Origin of the sequence: Bradyrhizobium sp. C-145 (assembly GCF_023375135.1) — a bacterium.
GTDB classification, from domain to species: domain Bacteria; phylum Pseudomonadota; class Alphaproteobacteria; order Rhizobiales; family Xanthobacteraceae; genus Bradyrhizobium; species Bradyrhizobium zhanjiangense.
The window spans coordinates 2,600,551-2,621,825 of record NZ_CP088150.1 but is presented as its reverse complement, the minus strand read 5'-3'; the positions used below and the strand labels follow the sequence as shown (position 1 = coordinate 2,621,825).

Genomic DNA, 21,275 nt, shown 5'->3' with positions numbered 1-21,275 from the left:
GTTGCTTCACTTCAGAGCCTGAAAATATTTAAGAGGCGAAAATCACGTCTTCGCGCTGGCTGACGTGCCAGGGGATGATCAGCTTCTCGATGCGGTCCACGACCCAGAACAGGACCACGCCGAGCAGCGCCAGGATCACGAGGGCCGCAAACATCGTCGGCAGGTCGAAGGTGCCGATCGAGCGCTGCATCACGTAGCCGATGCCGGAATTGGAGCCGACGAACTCGCCCACGACGGCGCCGACCACGGCAAGGGTCACGGAGACTTTGAGGCCGGAGAAGATCGCCGGCAGCGCATGCGGCAGGTTCACCGCGCGGAACACCTGAAAGCGGCTGCCCTGCATGGCGCGGGCGAGATCGACCATATCAGGATCGACCGATTTGAAGCCCTGCACGGCCGACACCACCACGGGAAAGAAGCCGAGCAGGAAGGCCGAGATCACCTTCGGGATGATACCGAAGCCGAACCACACCACGAACAACGGCGCGATCGCGATCTTCGGCACGGACTGCGAGAACACCAGCAGCGGATAAACGTAGCTCTCCACCGTCTTCGAGCCCGCGATCAGCATCGCGACGGGAATCCCGAACAGCGCCGATAGCAGGAAGCCGCACACGGTCGCATAAGTGGTCGGCCATGACTGGCGCAAGAGCTCCGGCCATTCGGTGCGCAGCACCGCGACGACATCGGCCGGCGACGGGATCTGGTAGGCGGGAATCTTGAACAGCCGGATCGCGAGATCCCAAGCAACCACGATGAAGACCAAGAACAAAAACGGCCGAACCCAGGCCGCATTCAGCATCTTGGACACCGCACTCTGCGGCTTCAACTCAGCCACGTCTCACTCCCGGCATTCTTGTTCGTTGCGGGGAGAAATTAACCCGTTGGATAAATACTGTCCAGCCCTTTCCCTGTGACGTTTTGCGGCGGGTTCCGGGCGTTTGGGATCATGCAGCTCGCCAAACCAGCAGTGTCGTCCCGGCGAAGGCCGGGACCCATAGCCACAAGGGGGAAATTTGGCGAAGGCTGGTCGTTCGGGATTGGCACTAAACACAGCCGAGAGTTCACGCGGTATGGGTCCCGGCCTCCGCCGGGACGACGATGAGGAGGCATATTCGCGCCGCACTCTCGGTGTCATTCCCCGCGAAGGCGGGGAATCCAGTACGCCGCGGCTTATCGGTTCAATCTCAACCGCCTCTGGAATACGGGATTGCCCGCCTGCGCGGGCAATGACGGCGGAGATTGAGGAAACAGCTGGCGCGACGTCGACCAGCGCGCGAACCGCAGCGCTAAACCGTCTGCACCACACTCGCGCGCGACTTCGGCGCCTTGGCGAGCTCGAACAGCGCGGCGGACTGCCCCGTCAGGGCGGCGAGCACGAGGCCGACCATGTGTGCGAGGCGCTCGTCCTTGGCGTCCTTGGCGAGCAGATCGCGGCCGAAGATCACGCTGAGCGTCGCCGAGTTGGAGAGGTAGAAGAAGCAGAGTCCCGCGATCGAGATGTAGAGCTGCACCGGATCGACCGCGACCTGGAAATCGCCACTGTCGACGCCGCGCCGCACCACGGTGCGGATCATCTCAACGAAGGGCGAGTGCATCGACTTGACCTTGGTCGACTTCTTCAGGTGCTTTGCACGCGCGAGGTTCTCGGTCTGCAGCAGCGACAGGAATTCGGGATTGCGCAGGAAGTAATTCCAGGTGAACTCGATCAGCCGCCGGATGGCCTCGGGCGGGTCGAGATGTTCGAGGTCGAGCCCCCGCTCCTCGCTGCGGATCTTGTCATAGGCGCCTTCGAGCACGGCGAGATAGAGCTCGTCCTTGTTGCCGACGTGGTAATACAGCATGCGCTTGTTGGCGCCGGCCTTGGCGGCGATGCGGTCGACGCGCGCGCCGGCGAGGCCATGGGCGGAGAATTCCTGCTTGGCGGCTTCGAGAATGCGCAGCCGCATCCCCTCGGGGTCGCGCTGCCATTTCAGAGTTCGCTTTGCCTTCGCCAAACCGGTTGCTCGCTGGGTGCTGCCGGTATGCATGTAACACGCGGCCGGGCCGCCGCATAGTTTCGTCGTTGCGAGGGCGACGGCGGAAGCTAAGCAGGCCAGCTTCGTAGGGTGGGCAAAGGCGCGTTTGCGCCGTGCCCACGTCTTCTCATCAAGTCGCCAAAACGTGGGCACGCTCCGCTTTGCCCACCCTACGGGAGTCTTCGTCGCATCCGCACAATGACGACGGAAAGACCGGCTCCCTACTCCACCGGCTTCGGCGAGCGCTCCAGCAGCACGGTCTGGATGCCGCAGGTGCCGTTCCGCACTGTCATCACCCTCGTGCCCGGCTTGCGGCCGTTGCGGACCTCCGAGACGTCGAGGCCGCCAGCGATCAGGCGGGCGCGGGTGGCGTCGATGTCGGCGACGCGCCAGCTCAGGCCCCAGAGCCGGTCGTGCGCGGGATCGCCGCCCGCCACCGGGCGGCGCACCACCTCGACGATGAGATCGCCGCAGCGGAAGAACATCAGCTGGCCCCAATCCTGGTGGGAGCGGTCGAGCGCCAGATCGAGCCCGAGCCGCGCGCCATAGAGCGCGGCGGCGCGCTCGGAATCCTCCGTCGTGATCACGACGTGATCGAGCGCGTCGATCGGTGCGATGTCGGTCGCGATCGACTTGGGCCGCTCGTCGGCGAGCTCGAGGAAGAACATGCGCACGCCGCGCGTGAGCTCCGTGGCGGCACGCGTGCGCTTCCAGTGCAGCACCGCATCGGATGCGGCATCGCTGCTTTCGACCTCCGCGACCGGATCCGGCCTCAATGCCACGCGCTCCAGCCGGCGGTGCATCTTGCTCATGTCTGCGACACGAAAGCACAGGCTGGCGAGCACGCCCTCCTGGTCGTCGAGCAGCGCGCGCATGCGGTCGGCGCTGACGCTGAAGCCGCTCGGCGCCATCAATTCGATCGTCATGTTGTCGAGGGTGAACAGCACCCGGTCAGCGCCCTCGCCGGAATTCTGCCAGGCCGGCGCGCGGGCGAGCAGCGTCTGATAGGCCGCCTTGGCCGCACCGATATCCCTGACCAGAGCGACGACGTGATCGAGGCCGGTGATCATCTTCCCCCCTTTTTGACCGCCCCTTGTCGACCCGGAACCAAGGCCGAAAAACGGCGTTTGACCGGGCTTGGCATTTCCCTGTCATGGTCGTATTCCCCCACCATGCTGACCTCAAGCGCTTCGGGCGGCAGTCTTGCGAATATTTTCAGCGATCCCTCGGCGGAACCGGTGTTAGAGTAGGCGTGCCGGCCGGGACCACAAGCGCATCACGGACAAGCAATGCAGGCTCTCTTCATCGGACAGACTTATATCGACGTCGTCTTCATCACCGACCACATGCCGACCGGCGACGAGAAGCACGTGGCTTCGGACTACGCGGTTTCCTTCGGCGGCAACGCGGTGACGGCGGCGTTCTGCTGCGCCAAGCTCGGCATCGTGCCCGATCTCATCGCAACCGCCGCTAATGACTGGCTGGGGCGCATGTTCCAGGACATGTGCGCGAAATACGCGATCTCGCTGCACGCGCGGAAGGTGAAGCAGTCCTCGCTCTCCTTCATTATGCCCAAGGACGGCAAGCGTGCCATCGTCCGTTGCCGCGACGACGAGCACATCCATCCGTTCCCGATGCTCAATCTCGGTGGCTGCCGCGCGCTGCACGTCGACGGCCACCAGCCGGATGCGGCGATCCACTATGCCAAGGTGTGCCGCGAGGCCGGCATCTTGACCTCGCTCGACGGCGGCGGGCTGCGCACCAACACCCACGAGCTGCTGGAATATATCGACGTCGCGATCGTCGCCGAGCGGCTGTGCGAGCAGATGGACCTGACGCCGGAGAAAATGCTCGATTACCTCAAGAGCCGCGGCTGCAAGATCGGCGGCGTCACCATGGGCGAGAAGGGCCTGTTCTGGTATGACGAGACCGGGACGGTGCAGGTGATGCCGGCGATGCCGATCCCGCGCGAGCGCGTGATCGACACCAACGGCGCCGGCGACGTCTTCCACGGCGCCTATGTCTATTCCTACCTCGCCCATCCCGGCAAAAGCTGGCGCGAGCATTTTGATTTTGCCCGCGCCGCATCGACCTACAAGATCCAGCGCCTCGGCAACGAGGCCGGCCTGCCGACGCTCGTCGACATCGCCAAGGTCAGGCACGAATTCGAGGTCAGGGTCTAGCGTTCGGAAGGGTGTGTCATGGGGCGCGTCTTCGTCGCCGGAAGCATCAACATGGATGTAGTGGCGACGGCCGATCGCCATCCCAAGGTCGGCGAGACCATCGCCGGCCGCCAGGTGCTGTATTTCCCGGGCGGCAAGGGCGCGAACCAGGCGGTGGCAGCGTCGCGGCTCGGTGCAAGGACCACGCTGATCGGGCGGCTGGGGAAGGATTCCTTCGGAGCTGAGCTTAAGGTTTTCCTGCGCAGTCAGGGCATCGATCTCGGCTATCTCCAGGAGACGACCGCTGCGCACACCGGCACGGCCATCATCACGGTGGCGGAGGCCGACAACACCATCGTCGTCATCCCCGGCGCCAATGCATTGGTCGACGCCGATGACGTCAGCGTCGTGCCGCTGCTGGACGGCGACGTCGCGGTCAGCCAGTTCGAAATTCCCCTGCCGGCGATTGCCGCGTTCTTCCAGCGGGCACGCGCCGCCGGAGCCATGACGCTGCTCAACCCGGCGCCGGCGCAAAGCATGCCCGGCGAGTTGCTCGCGCTGGTCGACATCCTCGTGCTGAACGAGACCGAGCTCGGCTTCCTCGCCGGCACCGAGCTCTCCGACGGCGACGAGGCCGCGCGGATCATCGAGGTGGCACGGCAGCTTCAGGCGCGGCCGGACCAGACCATCTGCGTTACGCTCGGCAGGCGCGGCGTGCTCGCACTGGCGGGGCGCGAGGAGATTTCGGTGCCGGGGCGCGCGGTGCAGGCGGTCGACACCACAGGCGCCGGCGACTGCTTCGTCGGCGCGCTTGCGGCGCGCCTCGCCGATGGCACGGCCTTGCGCGACGCGCTCACCTTTGCCAACGCCGCCGCTTCGATCAGCGTCCAGCGGATGGGCGCGGGGCCGTCGATGCCGACGGCGAAGGAAGTCGCTGCGGTCTTGTAAGACGGAGCGCTTTCATCACCTCGCCCCGCTTGCGGGGAGAGGTCGGATTGCATCGAAGATGCAATCCGGGTGGGGTGGAATCTCCGCGAGCCCAGCTATCACCGTCCCCGCGGAAAGTCCCCCTCACCCCGACCCTCTCCCCGCAAGCGGGGCGAGGGAGAAGAGACTCAAGCCAGCGCGCTCTTCAGGTCAAAACTCTCATCGGCGGCCTGCTCCGGCGTGATCGAGCGATCCATGGCCTGCAAGCGGCGGCCGAACATGTGGTCGCCGGCGCGGTTGATCGATTCGATGCCGAGCAGCTTGTCGCCGTGGTAGCAGAACGCCGAGAACGCCTTCTTGGCGGGATCGCCGCGCAGCACGACGCGGTCATAGCCGGTGGTGAGACCGGCGATCTGGAGCTTGTCCTCGCCCTGGTCGCTCCAGAACCAGGGATGGCCGTCATAGGGCCTTCGGTCGCCGGTCAGCCGCGCCGCGAGGCAGCGGGCGTGATCGGTGGCGTTCTGCACCGATTCCAGCCGCAGCGAGCCGCCGAAGCGCGGGCTTGCGAACAGCGCGCAATCACCGATCGCGGAGATATTGGGATCAGCCGTCGCAAGATATTCGTCGACGATGATGCCGGCGGCAACCGGCAGCCCCGCCTCTGCGGCAAGCTCGATGTTCGGCAGCACGCCGACGCCGACCACGACGAGATCGGCGGGCAGATGCCGTCCGTCGCTCAAGGAGACGCCGGTGACCTTGCCGCCCTCCGCCTCGATGCTGGTTGCCTGCACACCGAGATGAATGCGGATGCCGGCCTCGCGATGCCGCGCCTGAAAATACTCCGAGACCTCAGCCGTCACCGCGCGCGCCATCACGCGCGGGGCGAGCTCGAGCACGTCGACCTCGAGGCCCTTGATCCGCGCGGTGGCGGCGAATTCGAGGCCGATGAAGCCGGCGCCGATCACCACGACACGTGTCTTCGACGGGATGATCTGGCGCAGTGCCTCGCTCTCGTCGAGGATGCGCAAGTATTTCACGTCGGGCAGATTGGCGTTGGGCAGGTCGAGCAGTCGGTTGCGCGCGCCCGTGGCCAGCACGAGGTGGCCGTAGGGCAGCGCCTCGCCCGAGGCGAGATGCAGCTTGCGCCCCGCCCGGTCGATCGACACAGCGCGGCCGGCGATCAGCTCGATGGTCTGGTCGTGGTAAAACTTCTCGGGGCGGAACATCAGGCTCTCCGGCCCGGCCGAACCCTTGATGTAGGCCTTGGACAGCGGCGGCCGCTGATAAGGCAGATGCGCCTCGTCATTGATCAGGCAGATGCGCTGCGAAAAGCCCGCCTGGCGCAGGGATGCCGCGACCTGGTAGCCGCCATGGCCGGCACCGACAATGATCACCGGACCATCCGTCATTGCAACAGCCCACTTCCGGAGACACGAGCGTGACCCATGTCGTCTCCTCTCTCGCTGATTTTGATTTGCTGGCCTTACGAGGAGCCGGCGCTCGTGTCCGTCCCTTGGCGAAGGCGGGCCCATTTGAGCCTATCGTTCCGCCCAACGCAAGAGCGGCGGACGGGGATTGTCACCCCTCGCCTTCTGCGATTTAGTTGCAGCAACGAACCTCTTGCCGGGGATTTCAAGATGCCAGCTCCCGTCTCCCAGCCCGATGATCCTGCCCTGCTGCGGATCGATGGCCCGATCGCGACCATCACGCTCAACCGCCCCGCCGCGTTCAATTCCATCAACCTCGCCATCGCGCAGAGGCTCGAACAGCTCGCATCCCAAATCGAAGGCGACGACAGCATCCGCGTCGTCGTCCTCGAGGGTGAAGGCCGCGCCTTCAGCGCCGGCGGCGATTTGCAGACGATCGGTGCTGCCGCCGAAGCGGGCACGGTAACACCTGTCGTCGGCGAACTGCTCAAGCACTATCACGCCTTCATCGAGATCCTCCGCCGTATGCCAAAGATCTCGCTGTCCAGCGTGCACGGTTCGGCCGCCGGCGCCGGCATGGGGCTCGCTTTCGTCACCGATCTCTGCATCGCCGCAGACGACGCCAAGTTCACGCCGGCCTATGCCAAGATCGGCGTGTCGCCGGATGGCGGCTCGACGGTCGGCATCGTCGGCACGGTCGGCTCCCGCCGCGCGCTGCAGATCTTCCTGGCCGAGGATAATTTTACCGCGCAGCACGCCCACGACTGGGGTCTGGTCGCCAAAGTCGTTCCTGCCGCGGAGCTGAAGGCGGCGACGCGGCAACTCGCCGAACGGCTGGCGCAGAACCCACCGGCGGCGATCGCCGGCACAAAGTCGCTGGTCTACCAGGCCGCGACCACGCCGGTGAAGCAGCAGTTAGATGCCGAGGAGCACAAGATCATCATGGCAATGAACACGGAGGCGTTCCGCACCGCCGTGAAGAAGTTCACCAGCAAGGGCAAGTAGCGTTCACTCGAGCAGGCCTACTGCGGACAGATATAGCCCGTGCCGGCCGGCGACTTGAAGCAGCCGACCGACTCCGGGAGCACGTGCCGCGGCAGCCACAGCACCACGCTCGGGAAATAGATCGCAAACGCGATGGTCGCCAGGAACACCAGAGAGATCGGCAAGGCTGCCCGCAAGGCCTTGGCAAAACTGATGCCGACGAATTTCGACGCCATCAGCAGCACCAGCCCATAAGGCGGCGTGATCAGGCCGAAGGCGAGCGTCGCGATCAGCACCACACCCATGTGCACGGCGTTGATCTCGCCGGCCTCCGTCAGCGCGTTGACCAGCGGCATGAAGATGATGATGGTCGGCACCGGCTCGATGAAGTCACCGACGATGGTGAAAAGTAGCACCATCAACAGCATGATCAAATGCGGGTCGTTCCCGGCGATCGAGGTGATCCACTCGGCGATGTAGGTCGCCCCGCGCAAATAGGCGAGCATCCAGCCGAAGGCGTTGGCGGCGCCGATCGTGATCAGCGGCAGCGAGAAGATCAGGCCCGCGAGGCAGAAATCATAAGGGATTTTCCTGAAGTGCCCGCGATTGAGCGCGGGGATCACGACCAGGACGATCCAGACCACGGCGACGACGCCGGCTTCCGTCGGTGTGAACCAGCCGGTCAGGATGCCGCCGAGCAGGATCACGGGGATCATCAGCGGCAGGGCGGCATCGCCGGCGGCGAACACCACCTGTCGCAGCGGCGCGCGCGGCTTGCGCAAGCCGGAGGGGCCGAAGAAGTAGCAGTAGATCATCAGGCCGAAGCCGATCATCAGGCCCGGCACCACGCCCGCCATGAACAGGCCGGCGATCGAGACGTTGCCAACCGCGCCATAGACCACCGCGGTGATGCTCGGCGGCACCAGCGCCGCAATCGTGGATGCGGAGGCGATGATCGCGGCGATGAAGGCGGGCTCGTAGCCCTCGCGTTTCATCGGCCCGCCCAGCGCGCGGCTCATCACGGCGACGTCGGCGGTGGTCGAGCCCGACATCTCCGAGAAGAACATGCTGAAGACGACCACGACCTGCGACAGCCCGCCCCTGATATGCCCGACCAGCGATACCGAGAGGTTGGCTATTCGCACCACCACATTGGCCGAGCTCATGAGCTCGCCGACCAGGAGGAAGAACGGGATCGCCAGCAGCGCCTCGGAATCGACGCCGTCAAAGATCTTCTGGATGATCGCGGCGAGCGACACGTCCGACAGGAGCGCGCCGATGAAGACGCCGGCCATCAGCGAAAACGGCACCGGCACGCCGAGATAGCCGAAGGACAGGAAGCAGACCGTCATCAAGGCCAGGACGATGGGTGCGCTCACGGCTGCGCCCTCATCTGTGCGTCGGTGATGACGGGCGTTCCATCCTCCTCGGGCGGCTCCGGATGGTCAAAGCCGTTGCGCAGGCCGTTGACGAGCTGCTCGATGGTGAACAGGGCGATCAGCACGCCCGACAGTGGAATGATCGCATAGAGCGAGGCGATCGGCGTGCCCGACGGCAGACGAAAGCTGCCGAAGCCGCGCAGATAATTCTGGTAGCCGTACCAGATCAGGCAGAAGGCGACGCCGAGCACGACGAGGCGGATGATCACCTCGACGATGAGCCGCGAGGTGCCGTGCATCGCCTCGGAGATCGCGGTGAGATAGAGGTGGTCGTTGCGCCGGGTCGCGGCCGCCGTGCCGATGAAGATCGCGTAGATGAACAGCGTCGACGTCACCTCCTGCAGCCACAGCCAGGGATGGCCGATGGTGCGGGTGATGATGTCGGCGGTCACCGACAGTGAGAAGCCAAAGCACAGCAAGCCGCAGAGGATCATCAGCGCAAGTTCGAGCCAGTCGAGCGCGCGCCATTTCAGGTGGCGTTGGCGTTGAACGAGCAGTTTGTCGGCGATGGCCATTCAATGTCCCCCGTCGTTCCGACGTGGTGCGGAACGATTTAGTTGAGTCGGTGGCTGTGGGTTGTCTGAACCTCTCCCGCTTGCGGGAGAGGTCGGCGCGGAGCGCCGGGTGAGGGCTCTCGCCTCATTGGGAGTCTCTCCGAGGAGACACCCTCTCCCCCTACCCTCTCCCGCAAGCGGGAGAGGGAGCGCACCGACTTCCGGCACCACGTCAATTAATCGACCGGATCAAATCCTTGATCTTCTCGGCATGCGGGCCAAGCTCCTTGGCGAGCTTGTCGAGATAGGGATCGGCGATCGCCGTAAAGCTCTTCTTGTCGACGTCCTGGACGAGCTTGACGCCCATCTTCTTCAGCTTCTCAGCCGCGGTTCGCTCAAGCTCGAACGCTTTCGCCGGCTCCTTGGTGCTGATCTCGTTGGCCGCCGTCTGCACCCACCCCTTCTGCTCGGCCGACAGGCTCTGCCAGAGCTTGTCGGAGACGAACACCAGCGCGTTGTTGGCCTCGTGCTCGGTGATGTTGAGGACGGGCGCGACCTCGTAATGCTTGTTGACGAGGTAGACGTTGATGCTGTTCTCGGCGGCGTCGACCACGCCGGTTTGCAAGCTTGTGTAGACGCTGCCGAACGGCATGTGCACGGTCTGGGCGCCATAGGCGGGGAACATGGTGTCCTCGGTCGCGGTCGCCTGCACCCGGACCTTCAGGTTCTTGACGTCGCCGACGTTGTGGATCTCTTTCTTGGAGTACATATGGCGCACGCCCTGCGATCCCGTCGCGATGACGTGCAGGCCCTGCGTGGTCTCGTCGATCATGGTCCTGAGCGCTTCGAACACGCGGGGATCGGACAGCCCCTTGATCACGTGGTTCTCATCGCGGAACAAATAATGCAGCGACATCACGCCGGCCTGCGGCGAGATCGTCGCGGTGTTGGCCGATGAGATGATCGAGAATTCGACGTCTCCGGCTTTCACGAGCTGGAGCACCTGCGGCTCCTGCCCGAGCTGCGCGCCCGGATACTGGTCGATGATCATGGTGCCTTTGCTCAATTCCTTGAGCTTCTCGGCAAAGAGGTCGCCCGCGATGGAATAGCCGGTGTTGCGGGGCTGGTCATAGGCGAAGCGATAATGCTTCACCTCCTGTGCCCCGGCCTCCGTGACGAACAGCACGGCGGCCATGGCCGCCAACCCATGTAAGAATCTTGGCATGGATCGCGCAATCATCGTTTCCCCCCTGTTTTATCGCCCGCCGCTTGTGCGGTCTGAGCGCTCGTTCGAGTCTTGATCAGCCCTTCTCGGTCTTCTTCCCAGTCCCTTGCATGAAATCGAAGTCGCAGCCCTCGTCGGCCTGCATGATGGTCTCGTTGAACAGCCAGGCGTAGCCGCGCTTTGCCTGCTCGGGCGCTGCGGCTGGCTTCAACGCGGCGCGCCGCCGCTCCAGCTCGGCCGCATCGACCAGCAGCTCGATGCTGCGCTTGGCCACATCGAGGCGGATCATGTCGCCGTTCCGCACCAGCGCCAGCGGCCCGCCGACGGCGGATTCCGGTGTGATGTGCAGCACGATGGTGCCGAACGCGGTGCCGCTCATGCGCGCATCCGAAATGCGCACCATGTCCTTGGTGCCGCCGCGCGCCAGCTTCTTCGGGATCGGCAGATAGCCCGCCTCGGGCATGCCCGGCGCACCCTTAGGGCCGGCATTGCGCAACACCAGCACGTCGTCGGAGTTCACGTCGAGATCGGGATCGTCGACGCGCAGGGTCATATCCTCGACGGATTCGAACACCACCGCGCGCCCGGTATGCTGCAGCAGTTTTGGACTCGCGGCCGACTGCTTGATCACCGCACCGCGCGGCGCGAGATTGCCGTGCAAGACGGCAAGACCGCCTTCCGTCTTGATCGGATTGTCGCGTGGACGGATCGCGTCCTGGCCGGGCACGTCCTCTGAATTCGCCACGATATCGCGCAGGGTCTGGCCGGTGATGGTCCTGGCGTCGAGGTCGACGAGATCACCGAGCTGCGCCAGCAATTTCGGCACGCCACCGGCGTGATGGAAATGCTCCATGTAATGTTCGCCGGACGGCTTGAGATCGACCAGCACCGGCACCTCGCGGCCGATCTGGTCGAACACTTCGAGATCGAGCCGGTGCGGCGAGCGATGCGCCATCGCGGTCAGATGGATCAGGCCGTTGGTCGAGCCGCCGATCGCCTGAAGCACGACCTGCGCGTTCCTGAAGGACGTCGGCGTCAGCAACTCGCTCGGCTTCGGCCCCTTGGTCTTCGCCATCTCAGCGGCCACCTTGCCGCTCGCCTCCGCCAGACGGAAACGCTCGGCATGCGGCGCCGGGATCGTCGCGCTCATCGGCAACGACAGGCCCATTGCCTCGATCATGCAGGCCATGGTCGAGGCCGTGCCCATCACCATGCAGGTGCCGACCGACGGCGCGAGGCGCCCGTTCACCGCTTCGATCTCGGCATCGTCCATGTCGCCGGCGCGATATTTTGCCCACAGCCGGCGGCAGTCGGTGCAGGCGCCCAGCACTTCACCCCTGTGATGGCCGACCACCATGGGGCCGACTGGAATGACCACCGTCGGCAAATCGGCGCTGATCGCCGCCATCACCTGCGCTGGCAGCGTCTTGTCGCAGCCGCCGATCACGATGACCGCATCCATCGGCTGGGCGCGGATCATCTCCTCGGTGTCCATCGCCATCAGATTGCGCAAGTACATCGAGGTCGGATGCGCAAAGCTCTCGGCAATCGAGATGGTGGGGAACACGAACGGCATGGCGCCCGACAGCATCACACCGCGCTTGGCGGCTTCGATGATCTGCGGGACGTTGCCGTGGCAGGGATTGTAGTCGCTATAGGTGTTGGTGATGCCGACGATCGGGCGCTCCAGCGCGTCGTCGGAATAGCCCATGGCCTTGATGAACGCCTTGCGCAGGAACAGCGAGAAGCCGGCATCGCCATAGCTCGTCAGACCCTTGCGCAAACCACTCGTCATCGTGCCACTCCATTCACCTTGCCATTGTGGTACAGCCTGCCCCTCGATTGTCAATAAGATTGGCCAATATTGTCGCACTTTCTGGCTTTTGGCATCCCTTGCGGCACAAATTATTGACAATCCAGGCTTCCCCTGCTCCACAGGACAAACCGGCCAACCGCCGGGAGGCTGAGGGCATGTCCGACATTCGCACTGCAGACAGCATGCCGGTCCGGCGCGACGATCCGGACGACGTCGTCGCTCGCCTGGAAGAGGACATCATCTTCGGCCGCCTCGCACCGGGCGCGCGCCTCACCGAGGACGCGCTGATGTCGCGCTACGGCACCTCCAGGCACTTCGTGCGTCAGGCGCTGGTGGAAGCCGAGCGGCGCGGTATCGTCCGCCGCGAGAAGAACGTCGGCGCCACCGTAAGGTTCTACTCGGCGGAGGAAGTCCGGCAGATCTACGAGGTCCGGGAGATGCTGACGCGGCAGGCCGCGCTGATGATCTCCCTGCCCGCGCCGCAAGCCCTGATCGACGAACTCTCCGCGCTGCAACGGCAATATTGCGCGAAGGCGGATGTGCAGGATCTGCGCGGCATTCACGAGGCCAACGACGCCTTCCACCTTGCGCTATTCTCGGCCTGCGGCAATCCCTATCTGGTGCGCTCGCTCCAGCACTACATGAACCTGACGCTGCCGATGCGCGCAAAGAATCTCGCCGACCGCGAGGGTCTTGCACAATCGCGACGCCAGCACGAGCTGATGATCGAGCTGCTCAAGGGACGCGACAGCTGGGCGTTGGCGCAGCTGTGTGTCGACCACATGCAGTTCAGCAAGTCGGATTATCTCAAGCGCATCGCTGAGGATAAGGCCGGGCTCTAGGTGGGGGCTTCCCGCCACGAAACGAGCCTTATTCGCTCCCCGGAACGTCGCAAGCCCCGGCGCGTTGGAAGGCTCGAGCGAGCTTCATTCGCCCGTCATGCTTTGGACGTAGCCGGGTGACGATCGATCAGAGCATGTCGGCCCAAGGGAGGGCCGGCTATTTGAACAATGAGGGTCTGCGCAGCAATGCGGGCCGGTTTGTTCATCGCGTTGATTGCAGCGGCCTGGCTCGGCGGACAGGTCCAGGAGTCCCTCGCACAAAAGCGGCTGCCCGCGTCTCCGAGTGAAACCGGGAAAGCTCTGCGAAAAGAAAGCACCCCGCGGAAGGAAACGGGACGGTCTGCGGATCCGTATACGGTGGGATTCGTAACCGGCACACCGCAATGCACTGAATTCGCGATCGCTCAGGACATTGCAACCACGCTCGCCGGCGGCCAAGAGACCGGCCCTCGTGGCGAGGTCGCCTTGCGGGTCCTGCCCATCGTAGGAAACGGCGGTATCCGCAACGTCCTTGATGTGCTCACCCTCGCAGGTGCCGACGTGGCGATCGCGCCCGTCGTCCTGGTCGACCGGCTCCGGGAGACGAGGACCTTCGGAGATATCTCTGACAAGCTGACCTACATTGCCCCGCTCCATATCGAAGAGTTCCATCTTCTCGCGCGGCTCGAGATCAGAAGTCTGTCGGAGCTGTCGGGAAAGAGGGTCAATCTCGGGGACGACGGCAGTGCCGGCGCCATACTCGGCCGCGAAGTGTTGAACCGTCTGGGCGTCAAGGTCAGCGAGTCGAACTTGGGACCGGAGGCCGCGCTGGATGGTCTGAGGAAGGGAGATCTCTCCGCCGCTCTGTTGGTCTCAGGAAAACCGCTCAGCTTCCTGACGCAGGTCTCGCAGCTCGATGATATTCACCTCCTGCCCATCCCCTACTCCAAAGAGCTGCTACAACAAGACTATCTACCATCGACGCTTCGCCATCAGGACTACCCGAACATCATCGCGGCCGAAGCAAGTGTCGACACGATCGCGATCAAATCCGCTCTCTTCGCCTACAACTGGCCAAGCGGCAACGAGCGATTTCGGTTGCTGGAATTCTTCGTCCAGACATTGTTCGCGCGCTTTCCCGAATTTCTCGGCGACGCACATCACCCCAAATGGCGCGAGGTGAACCTGGCCGCGCTGCTCCCGGGTTGGCAACGATTCCGACCGGCAGAGCGCTGGCTCCAGCAGCAATCCGGGGGCGAGGCCGCGCTTCGCAAGGCGTTCGGCCGGTTCCTCGAGGGAAAGCCAACCGCTAATCCGCCAGACCGCGAAGAATTGTTCCGGGACTTCCTGCGCTGGCGAGAACGCAATCCGGATAAGTGAGCAAAATTTGGTAGGCAAATCTCGGGGAGATGTCGATGCGCAACGCGCTTATGAAGGCAGCCCTGGTTGCGTTGCTCGCCTTGATCGCCGACGTAAGGCGTCCTGCCGCCCAATTTGCTCCCTTCTTTCCGCCAGCGCCGCAGACGCTCGCGCCAGCCACCGCGCCGCCGGCCGCCAAGGTCGATCAAACCAGGACAGCCCCTCACCGAAGCAGCAAGGCGCACAGGAAGCACGAAGAGAAGCCCGAAGTCGTTCGTCGGCCGCCAAATCAGCGGAAGGTCGCCGAAAAAAACGGATATAAGCGGGTCAGCGATCTCGTGAACTTCCCGAAATTCTTTCCGGGCCTCGGCGTCATCTTCGTCAAGCCCGACACTTTGCCGCTGGGGCCGTTCCTGTGCTTCGATCGCAGGGATCGCTTGGTGGCGACCGTGTACATGGTCCCGAACAAGGACATCGACGATCACAAGTCATTGGAGGGGGCTGGGTCCGCGGCACCAGTTGACCACGTCAGCCTCTACTTCAACGCGGGTCACCCCGGCGTGGATGTGCCGCACTACCATGTGGTGCTGTGGCATGTGACCAAGAAACAGGAAGCACGCGTTGCAAAATGACGTGCGACAGCTCGTGCGATCAAAGGGGCCCGCTTGTTCGAACACGTCACGGACGATCTGCGCGCGGCACCCGCGGACATGCGGTGATCGACGACAATTGCCCGCCTTGAGCCGCAAGCCGGGCGCTTGCCCGGCCGCAGCAATTGTCAGGAATTGACGAGAGCGCACCCGAGCGCTTCGCGTCGCGCAATCATCCGGCCGGCGCCTTGAAATCGTATGAGATGCGCCCAGCCGGCAGATAGAACAGTGCAATGACCGCGCCGCCCCTGACTTCAGGATAGTGTCTGCTGCCTGGATCAGGCGCCGTCCAGCCGGCCCCCTGCCAACCCTGTAATCCCTTCAACTCCGCGCCCTTGTTCAAGGGCACCACAAGGTTGAGCTCGCCGTAGGGATGGCCGTGATATTGTCCCCGCAACACGTCGTGGTCATCCTCGTCCTTGAAGCGGCGCGGATCGGCGCTGTTCATGTACACAGCAGTGATGCTGAACTGGAACGTATCGGCCGTCGGCTCAAGGATGCGGCTGCGCCGGTAGTTTGGGCCGTCAACTTCCTGGTTTGCGGCCCATCCTTCCTCGACCCCGACCTTGATCAGGCGAGCGAGATCCTGATAGAGCGCGCTCTCTTCCCCATATGTCTCGTTGAGCCAACGCTCCATCTCAGCTCCCGGGGTCATGTCCTTGACCTCCCGAAGAAACGGAATGCTGCACTGGATCAGTTCTTCTCGGCTTTGCATCGTGATCTCCTCTTCGACCAACCTTCAATCTTCGAAACCAAGGAACGTCGCGAACTCATCGATGTCCGCCCGCGGCATCAATCTGTCCTGCCCCTGAAGCTTGGCCTTGCCGACCGAGATGCCGCACACCACCATTTGCTCTGCCGGAATCGACAGCAGTGGGCGCAGGATTCGATGGTATTTTGCGAACGTTTCCTGCGGGCACGATTGAAGCCCGCGTCCTGCCGCCGCGAGCATTATGTTCTGCACGAACATTCCGAGGTCGAGCCAGCTACCGACTTCCAGGCGACGGTCGATGGTCACGATCAATCCCACGGGCGCACCGAAGAATGTGTAATTCTTCGCGGTCTGTCTGCTCCTCCCCTCTGAATCGGCTTGATGAATGCCGAGCGAGCCATAGAACAGCCGGCCGAACTCCTGCCGCCGTTTGAGATACAGACCGGGTAAATCGGTGGCGTAGTATTTGTACTCCGAGACGTGTTCGTCACGGGAGGTCTCGTGCGCCTCCAGCAGCGCCGCCGACACCTTGCCCTTGACCTCGCCTGTCAGCACGTAGACGTGCCAGGGCTGGATGTTCGCACCGCTGGGCGCGAATCGCGCGACACGGAGGATCTGCTCGATCGTTCGTCGGGCGACCGGAGCGTTGCAGAACTGGCGGCATGCAAACCGGCCGGTCAGGATCGCGTCGATCGGGCTCGGCGCCACGATACGCGCCTCATCTCCAGCCATCACGGCTTCTTCAGGAGCGGACATCCTCCGTCCTCCATCGGCCTGAAGGCCTCTTCTCCGGGAATGGTCGCGAGCAGCTCATAGTAGTCGAACTTATGTTTCGATTCCTGCGGTGACTTGACCCGGAAGAGATACATGTCCCGGATCAATCTGCCGTCTTCCCGGATCCGGCCATTCTTCGTCATGAAATCATTCACCGGCATCTCGCGCATCTTGGCGGCAACGGCAGGTCCATCGAGAGTGCCCGCCGCTTCGGCCGCCTTGAGATAGTGCATCACCGCGCCGTAAGTGCCGGCATGGATCATGGTCGGGACCTTCCGGGTCTTCTCGATGAAGCGCTTCGACCATGCACGCGTGTCGTCGTTCATATCCCAGTAGAATGCCGAGCTGAGCATCAAGCCTTGAGCACTCTGCAATCCCAGACTGTGAATGTCCGCGATGAAAACGATCAGTCCGGCAAGCTTTTGCCCGCGCGTGATCCCGAACTCGCCGGCCTGCTTGACCGCGTTGATGAAATCACCGCCAGCATCGGCCAGTGCGATCACATCCGCCTTCGAAGATTGCGCTTGCAGCAGGAAGGAGGAGAAATCCGGCGTGTTGATAGGATGCTTGACCGCGCCCAAGACCTTGCCACCGGTCGCGCCGATGACCCGGCGGCTATCGGCCTCGAGCTGTGCGCCCAGCGAATAATCGGCGGAGAGGAAGAACCAGGTCCTTGCGCCAAGGCGCGCGATCGCTTTGGTTGTGCCCTGCGACAAAGCAAAGGTATCGTAGGTCCAGTGAATGCCGGTCAGCGAGCATTCGTCGCCGGTGAGGCGCGAAGTGGCGGCGCCAGTGGCGAGAAACAGCTTCTTCTTGTCACGGGTAATGCCTTGTACAGCCAACGCGACGGCCGAATTGGGGACATCGAGAATCACCTCGACACCCTCGTTCTCGATCCAGCGCCGTGCAATCACCGATCCTACGTCAGCCTTGTTCTGGTGGTCGCCGGCAATGATCTGGACGGGACGCCCCAAAACCCTGCCCTTGAAATCGTCAACGGCCATTTGCGCCGCGACCACTGACCCTTGCCCGCCATTGTCGGCATAAAGCGAGGACATGTCGGTCAGCACCCCGAGCTTGATCGGTGCCTCGTCGGCAATCGCGGCGGTCGTGAGCATCAGCGAAATCAACGTCGCAACAACCGCCTTACCGGTACCTGTCGTCGCGGTCGATCGCATCGCTCACCTCCTCCGAACACAGCGATTGAATAATGCCGGGATCGGTCTCTTGCGGAAGTGAAACTCTTGCAGATTGATCCTGAACCTCCTTCAGTTTGCCCGGGACTCAAGGCTTGGTTCGATCGTTTGCACCGGTTGCATCTACGGCGCCCCTGACCTTAACTGGTCGCCGTCGCGGCGCGCCGTCAGCCATCAACTGGATCCTCATCGTGTCGGTTTCATTCAAGACATTGGACCTGAATCTGCTCAAAGTGTTCGACGCCGTCATGGAGGAAAGGAGCGTATTGCGCGCCAGCCAGAAAGTCGCGCTCAGCCAGTCCGCCGTAAGCCACTCGCTCGCCCGGCTTCGAGAGATGCTGGAAGATGAGCTGTTCGTGCGCACGGCCGCGGGTATGCAACCGACGGCGCGGGCCTTGACGATGGCCCCCCAAATTCGCGAGGCGCTACGCGTGCTCGAGGCAGCTGTGGAACTGCCGACCTTCGTTCCTGCGACGTCAACCAAGCAGTTTACGCTGGCTGCCAATGACTTTGCCACGATGGTGCTGGCGTCGCCTCTCTTGAAGATACTCGGGCGCGAGGCGCCCCACATTGACCTGACGATCAAGCCGGTCACGCGGATCGACCTTGCCGAGCAGATCGACCTCGGTCGCATCGACGTTGCGATCGGCGTCTTCTCGCTCCCGCCGAGTCGTTTCCGCACGTCGCTGCTATTCGAATATGACGACGTGCTGATTGTCGGCAAAAAGCGCAAGCTTGGTCGGCTGGACAAGGCGATGCTTGCACGGCTGCCGCTGGTGGTGGTCTCCTTCGGTGGAGAGCAGGAGGGCGCGATCGGCGGCTTCATCTCCGAGCGCGGCCTGGCGCGGCGCTCTGAGATGTACGACCGCGATGCGCTCGAGCGGGCGCTCGCCGAGAGCGACCGGCCGCCGCGGATGGCGGTGTCATTGCCGCATTTTCTCGCGGTCCCAGCGCTGATTCGGGATTCCGAACTGGCAGCTATCGTCCCGCGCCCGCTCGCGCAAACACTGGAGCAAAACTACCCGATCGCGATCTACGAGCTTCCCTACACAGCGACTCCGCTGGAGGTCCGGCTACTATGGCACGAGCGCGTCGACGGCGAACCCTCGCACGAATGGCTCCATGACGTCCTTAGACGCGCTGCTGAGAACCTCAGACGCGGAGACTAGGATGAAGCGTGCGGCGGTATGCAGACCAAGGGCAACAGACTTCCGCGAGTCCAACTCTCACGGTCCTCGCGGTGAAAGCCCCTCACCCCAATCCTCTCCCCGTAAGAACGGAGTGCACCTGCATAGTGGCGAGAGTCTAGGCTACATCAACAGCCCTACCGCTTATTCCAGTCGATGATCCGGCTCGCATCGCCGTCGAACTCGCTGCTGCAGAAGGCGCCGCCCTGATAGTGGTCGCCGATCGGGTCCGGCTTCAGCTTGGCCTGCTCGGCCATGGCGTGCGCCACATGATCCTCGGAGCGGCCGGTGGGGCGGTAGCCGAACTCGTAGGCACGGTGGTTGTCCCACCAGGCGCGCTCGTTCAGGGACACGCCGTAGAAGATCTCGAAATGGATGTCGGGATGCTCGAGCCCGATCTGGCAGAGCTGCACGAGGTCGTCGGGCTTGAGCCAGATCGCGAGCCGGCGCTGGTCGAGCGGCATGTCGCCGAAATTGCCGATGCGCAGGCACGTCACCTTCAGCCCGTGCTTGTCGGCGTAGAGCGCGCCGACGGCCTCGCCGAACACCTTGCTGACGCCATAGCGACCGTCGGGGCGCGGGGTGACGTCGGTGCCGATCTTGTGGTGGCGCGGATAGAAGCCGACGGCGTGATTGGACGAGGCGAACACCACGCGCTTGACGCCCTTGCGGTACGCGGCCTCGAACAGATTATAGCAGCCGACGATGTTGGCCTGGAGGATGTCGTCCCAGGGGCCTTCGACCGAATAGCCGCCGAAATGGATGATGCCTTCGACGCCCTCGCAGATCGCCTCGCATTGCGCGAGGTCGGACAGGTCCGCCGCCCTAAACTGCTCGTTGGGGCCGAGATCGGCCGGCTTGCGGATGTCGCTCAGCAGCAGGTCCGGATAGATCGGCGGCAGCAGTTTCCGCAGGCGCGTTCCAATCCCGCCCGAAGCTCCCGTCATCAAGATGCGCGACATGTCTTTCCTCATAGTTGCGACCGATTTGCGGCCGTAGATATCTGATGCTAGCAGACTTGGACAGAGGGAACGCAACAACGAGACTGCACATGAACGATGCATCGTCCCATAAAGAAGGCTGGCGGCCGGCGACCTATTACCCCGATCCGGCGATACGTGCACTCGATCCCCGCTTCGAAAAATACTGGCTGAAACTGTCGGCGGTGGAGCGGCTGACGACCGGCCTGCGTTGGGCCGAGGGGCCGGTGTGGTTCGGCGACGGGCGTTATCTGCTGTGCAGCGACATCCCGAACCAGCGCATCATCAAATGGGAGGAGGAAACCGGCGCCGTCAGCGTGTTCCGAAAACCCTCGAATTTCGCCAACGGCAACACCAGGGATCGTCAGGGCCGGCTCGTCACCTGCGAGCATGGCGGCCGCCGCGTGGTGCGCACCGAATATGACGGCAGCATCACCGTGCTGATGGATCAATTCAACGGCAAGAGGTTGAACTCACCGAACGATGTCGTTGTTAAATCGGACGGCTCGATCTGGTTCACCGATCCGACCTTCGGCCTGCTCGGCAATTACGAGGGCTACAAGGACGAGCCCGAGATCGAGCCGAACGTCTACCGGCTCGATCCCGCGACCGGTAAAGCGACCATCGTCGCCGAGGGTGTGCTGGGGCCGAACGGGCTGTGCTTCTCGCCCGACGAGAAGATTCTGTACATCGTGGAATCGCGTGGGCAACCGAACCGAAAGATCCTCGCCTATGATGTCTCGCCTGATGGCGCCACGATCTCGGGCAAGCGCGTCCACATTGATGCAGGTCCCGGCACGCCGGACGGCATGCGCTGCGACATCGACGGCAATCTCTGGTGCGGCTGGGGCATGGGCGATCCCGAGCTTGACGGCGTGGTCGTGTTCGCGCCCGACGGTGTCATGATCGGCCGCATCGCGCTGCCCGAGCGCTGCGCCAATCTCTGCTTCGGCGGCGTCAAGCGCAACCGCCTGTTCATGGCAGCGAGCCAGTCGATCTACGCGCTGTATGTGAACACGCAAGGCGCGGTTGGGGGATGAGGTCGCTCCACCGTCATTGCGAGGAGCACTTGCGACGAAGCAATCCAGACTATCTCCGCGGAAC

General features: G+C 63.5%; 20 protein-coding genes. 8 read left to right on the top strand and 12 right to left on the bottom strand.

The features are described from left to right. Positions 1–28: 28 nt before the first annotated feature. From LRP30_RS12095 to LRP30_RS12085, 3 genes are all read right to left on the bottom strand, one after another. Complete coding sequence (locus tag LRP30_RS12095; protein WP_091891646.1) at positions 29–838, bottom strand: ABC transporter permease; 810 nt, start codon at positions 836–838, stop codon at positions 29–31. 451 nt (positions 839–1,289) lie between these two features. Continuing rightward, entirely contained in the window at positions 1,290–1,997 is a 708-nt protein-coding gene (locus LRP30_RS12090) for a TetR/AcrR family transcriptional regulator (protein WP_208753078.1), read from the bottom strand. A 242-nt stretch (positions 1,998–2,239) separates the two neighbouring features. Further along, positions 2,240–3,088 (bottom strand): VOC family protein, encoded by an 849-nt coding sequence (locus tag LRP30_RS12085; RefSeq protein ID WP_249760444.1) that lies wholly within the window; start codon positions 3,086–3,088, stop codon positions 2,240–2,242. Between the two features lie 219 nt (positions 3,089–3,307). Here LRP30_RS12085 and LRP30_RS12080 point away from each other — a divergent pair, with 219 nt between their 5' ends. Beyond that, positions 3,308–4,201, top strand: a complete 894-nt coding sequence (locus LRP30_RS12080; protein ID WP_128935144.1) for a sugar kinase — start codon at positions 3,308–3,310, stop codon at positions 4,199–4,201. A gap of 18 nt (positions 4,202–4,219) precedes the next feature. Beyond that, a complete protein-coding gene (gene rbsK, locus LRP30_RS12075) occupies positions 4,220–5,128 on the top strand; it encodes a ribokinase (protein WP_249760443.1) in 909 nt (302 codons plus the stop codon). Positions 5,129–5,295: 167 nt separating this feature from the next. Here the strand turns inward: rbsK and LRP30_RS12070 are convergent, their stop codons facing one another. After that, the gene (locus LRP30_RS12070; protein WP_249760442.1) at positions 5,296–6,516 is read right to left on the bottom strand and encodes an FAD-dependent oxidoreductase; all 1,221 of its coding nucleotides are present in this window, start codon (positions 6,514–6,516) and stop codon (positions 5,296–5,298) included. Between the two features lie 228 nt (positions 6,517–6,744). Here LRP30_RS12070 and LRP30_RS12065 point away from each other — a divergent pair, with 228 nt between their 5' ends. Next, a complete protein-coding gene (locus LRP30_RS12065) occupies positions 6,745–7,539 on the top strand; it encodes an enoyl-CoA hydratase-related protein (protein WP_249760441.1) in 795 nt (264 codons plus the stop codon). Positions 7,540–7,556: 17 nt separating this feature from the next. Here LRP30_RS12065 and LRP30_RS12060 read toward each other — a convergent pair whose 3' ends face one another. The 4 genes from LRP30_RS12060 to LRP30_RS12045 form a co-directional block, all read right to left on the bottom strand. After that, positions 7,557–8,897, bottom strand: a complete 1,341-nt coding sequence (locus LRP30_RS12060; protein WP_249760440.1) for a TRAP transporter large permease — start codon at positions 8,895–8,897, stop codon at positions 7,557–7,559. Further along, positions 8,894–9,472 (bottom strand): TRAP transporter small permease, encoded by a 579-nt coding sequence (locus tag LRP30_RS12055; protein WP_249760439.1) that lies wholly within the window; start codon positions 9,470–9,472, stop codon positions 8,894–8,896. The genes LRP30_RS12060 and LRP30_RS12055 overlap by 4 nt, the downstream gene beginning before the upstream one ends. A 211-nt stretch (positions 9,473–9,683) precedes the next feature. Beyond that, positions 9,684–10,691 carry a TRAP transporter substrate-binding protein gene (locus LRP30_RS12050; protein ID WP_249760438.1) on the bottom strand — a complete coding sequence of 336 codons (1,008 nt, stop codon included), beginning with the start codon at positions 10,689–10,691 and terminating at the stop codon, positions 9,684–9,686. A 61-nt stretch (positions 10,692–10,752) separates the two neighbouring features. After that, positions 10,753–12,471 (bottom strand): IlvD/Edd family dehydratase, encoded by a 1,719-nt coding sequence (locus tag LRP30_RS12045; protein ID WP_249760437.1) that lies wholly within the window; start codon positions 12,469–12,471, stop codon positions 10,753–10,755. 176 nt (positions 12,472–12,647) lie between these two features. Between LRP30_RS12045 and LRP30_RS12040 the strand changes: the two genes are divergently transcribed. The 3 genes from LRP30_RS12040 (at position 12,648) to LRP30_RS12030 (ending at position 15,304) form a co-directional block, all read left to right on the top strand. Continuing rightward, on the top strand, positions 12,648–13,334 hold the full coding sequence (locus tag LRP30_RS12040) for a GntR family transcriptional regulator (RefSeq protein ID WP_128935151.1): 687 nt from the start codon (positions 12,648–12,650) through the stop codon (positions 13,332–13,334). A gap of 186 nt (positions 13,335–13,520) precedes the next feature. Continuing rightward, positions 13,521–14,693, top strand: a complete 1,173-nt coding sequence (locus tag LRP30_RS12035) for a TAXI family TRAP transporter solute-binding subunit (RefSeq protein ID WP_249760436.1) — start codon at positions 13,521–13,523, stop codon at positions 14,691–14,693. A gap of 35 nt (positions 14,694–14,728) precedes the next feature. Beyond that, on the top strand, positions 14,729–15,304 hold the full coding sequence (locus tag LRP30_RS12030) for a hypothetical protein (protein WP_249760435.1): 576 nt from the start codon (positions 14,729–14,731) through the stop codon (positions 15,302–15,304). Positions 15,305–15,494: 190 nt separating this feature from the next. Here LRP30_RS12030 and LRP30_RS12025 read toward each other — a convergent pair whose 3' ends face one another. From LRP30_RS12025 to LRP30_RS12015, 3 genes are read right to left on the bottom strand one after another with little or no spacing between them, the layout of a single operon-like run. Further along, on the bottom strand, positions 15,495–16,037 hold the full coding sequence (locus tag LRP30_RS12025; protein ID WP_091891737.1) for a DUF4863 family protein: 543 nt from the start codon (positions 16,035–16,037) through the stop codon (positions 15,495–15,497). Between the two features lie 24 nt (positions 16,038–16,061). Continuing rightward, complete coding sequence (locus LRP30_RS12020; protein ID WP_249760434.1) at positions 16,062–16,742, bottom strand: nitroreductase; 681 nt, start codon at positions 16,740–16,742, stop codon at positions 16,062–16,064. 23 nt (positions 16,743–16,765) lie between these two features. Beyond that, positions 16,766–17,986, bottom strand: a complete 1,221-nt coding sequence (locus LRP30_RS12015; protein WP_249760433.1) for an ABC transporter substrate-binding protein — start codon at positions 17,984–17,986, stop codon at positions 16,766–16,768. Between the two features lie 209 nt (positions 17,987–18,195). Between LRP30_RS12015 and LRP30_RS12010 the strand changes: the two genes are divergently transcribed. Continuing rightward, positions 18,196–19,173: a LysR family transcriptional regulator gene (locus tag LRP30_RS12010; RefSeq protein ID WP_128935156.1), complete on the top strand. Its 978-nt coding sequence runs from the start codon at positions 18,196–18,198 to the stop codon at positions 19,171–19,173. A 155-nt stretch (positions 19,174–19,328) separates the two neighbouring features. On the opposite strand, the gene LRP30_RS12005 is transcribed toward LRP30_RS12010, so the two are convergent. After that, a complete protein-coding gene (locus LRP30_RS12005; protein WP_249760432.1) occupies positions 19,329–20,153 on the bottom strand; it encodes an NAD(P)-dependent oxidoreductase in 825 nt (274 codons plus the stop codon). An 89-nt stretch (positions 20,154–20,242) separates the two neighbouring features. Here LRP30_RS12005 and LRP30_RS12000 point away from each other — a divergent pair, with 89 nt between their 5' ends. Next, positions 20,243–21,211 (top strand): SMP-30/gluconolactonase/LRE family protein, encoded by a 969-nt coding sequence (locus LRP30_RS12000; RefSeq protein WP_249760431.1) that lies wholly within the window; start codon positions 20,243–20,245, stop codon positions 21,209–21,211. Positions 21,212–21,275: the final 64 nt, after the last annotated feature.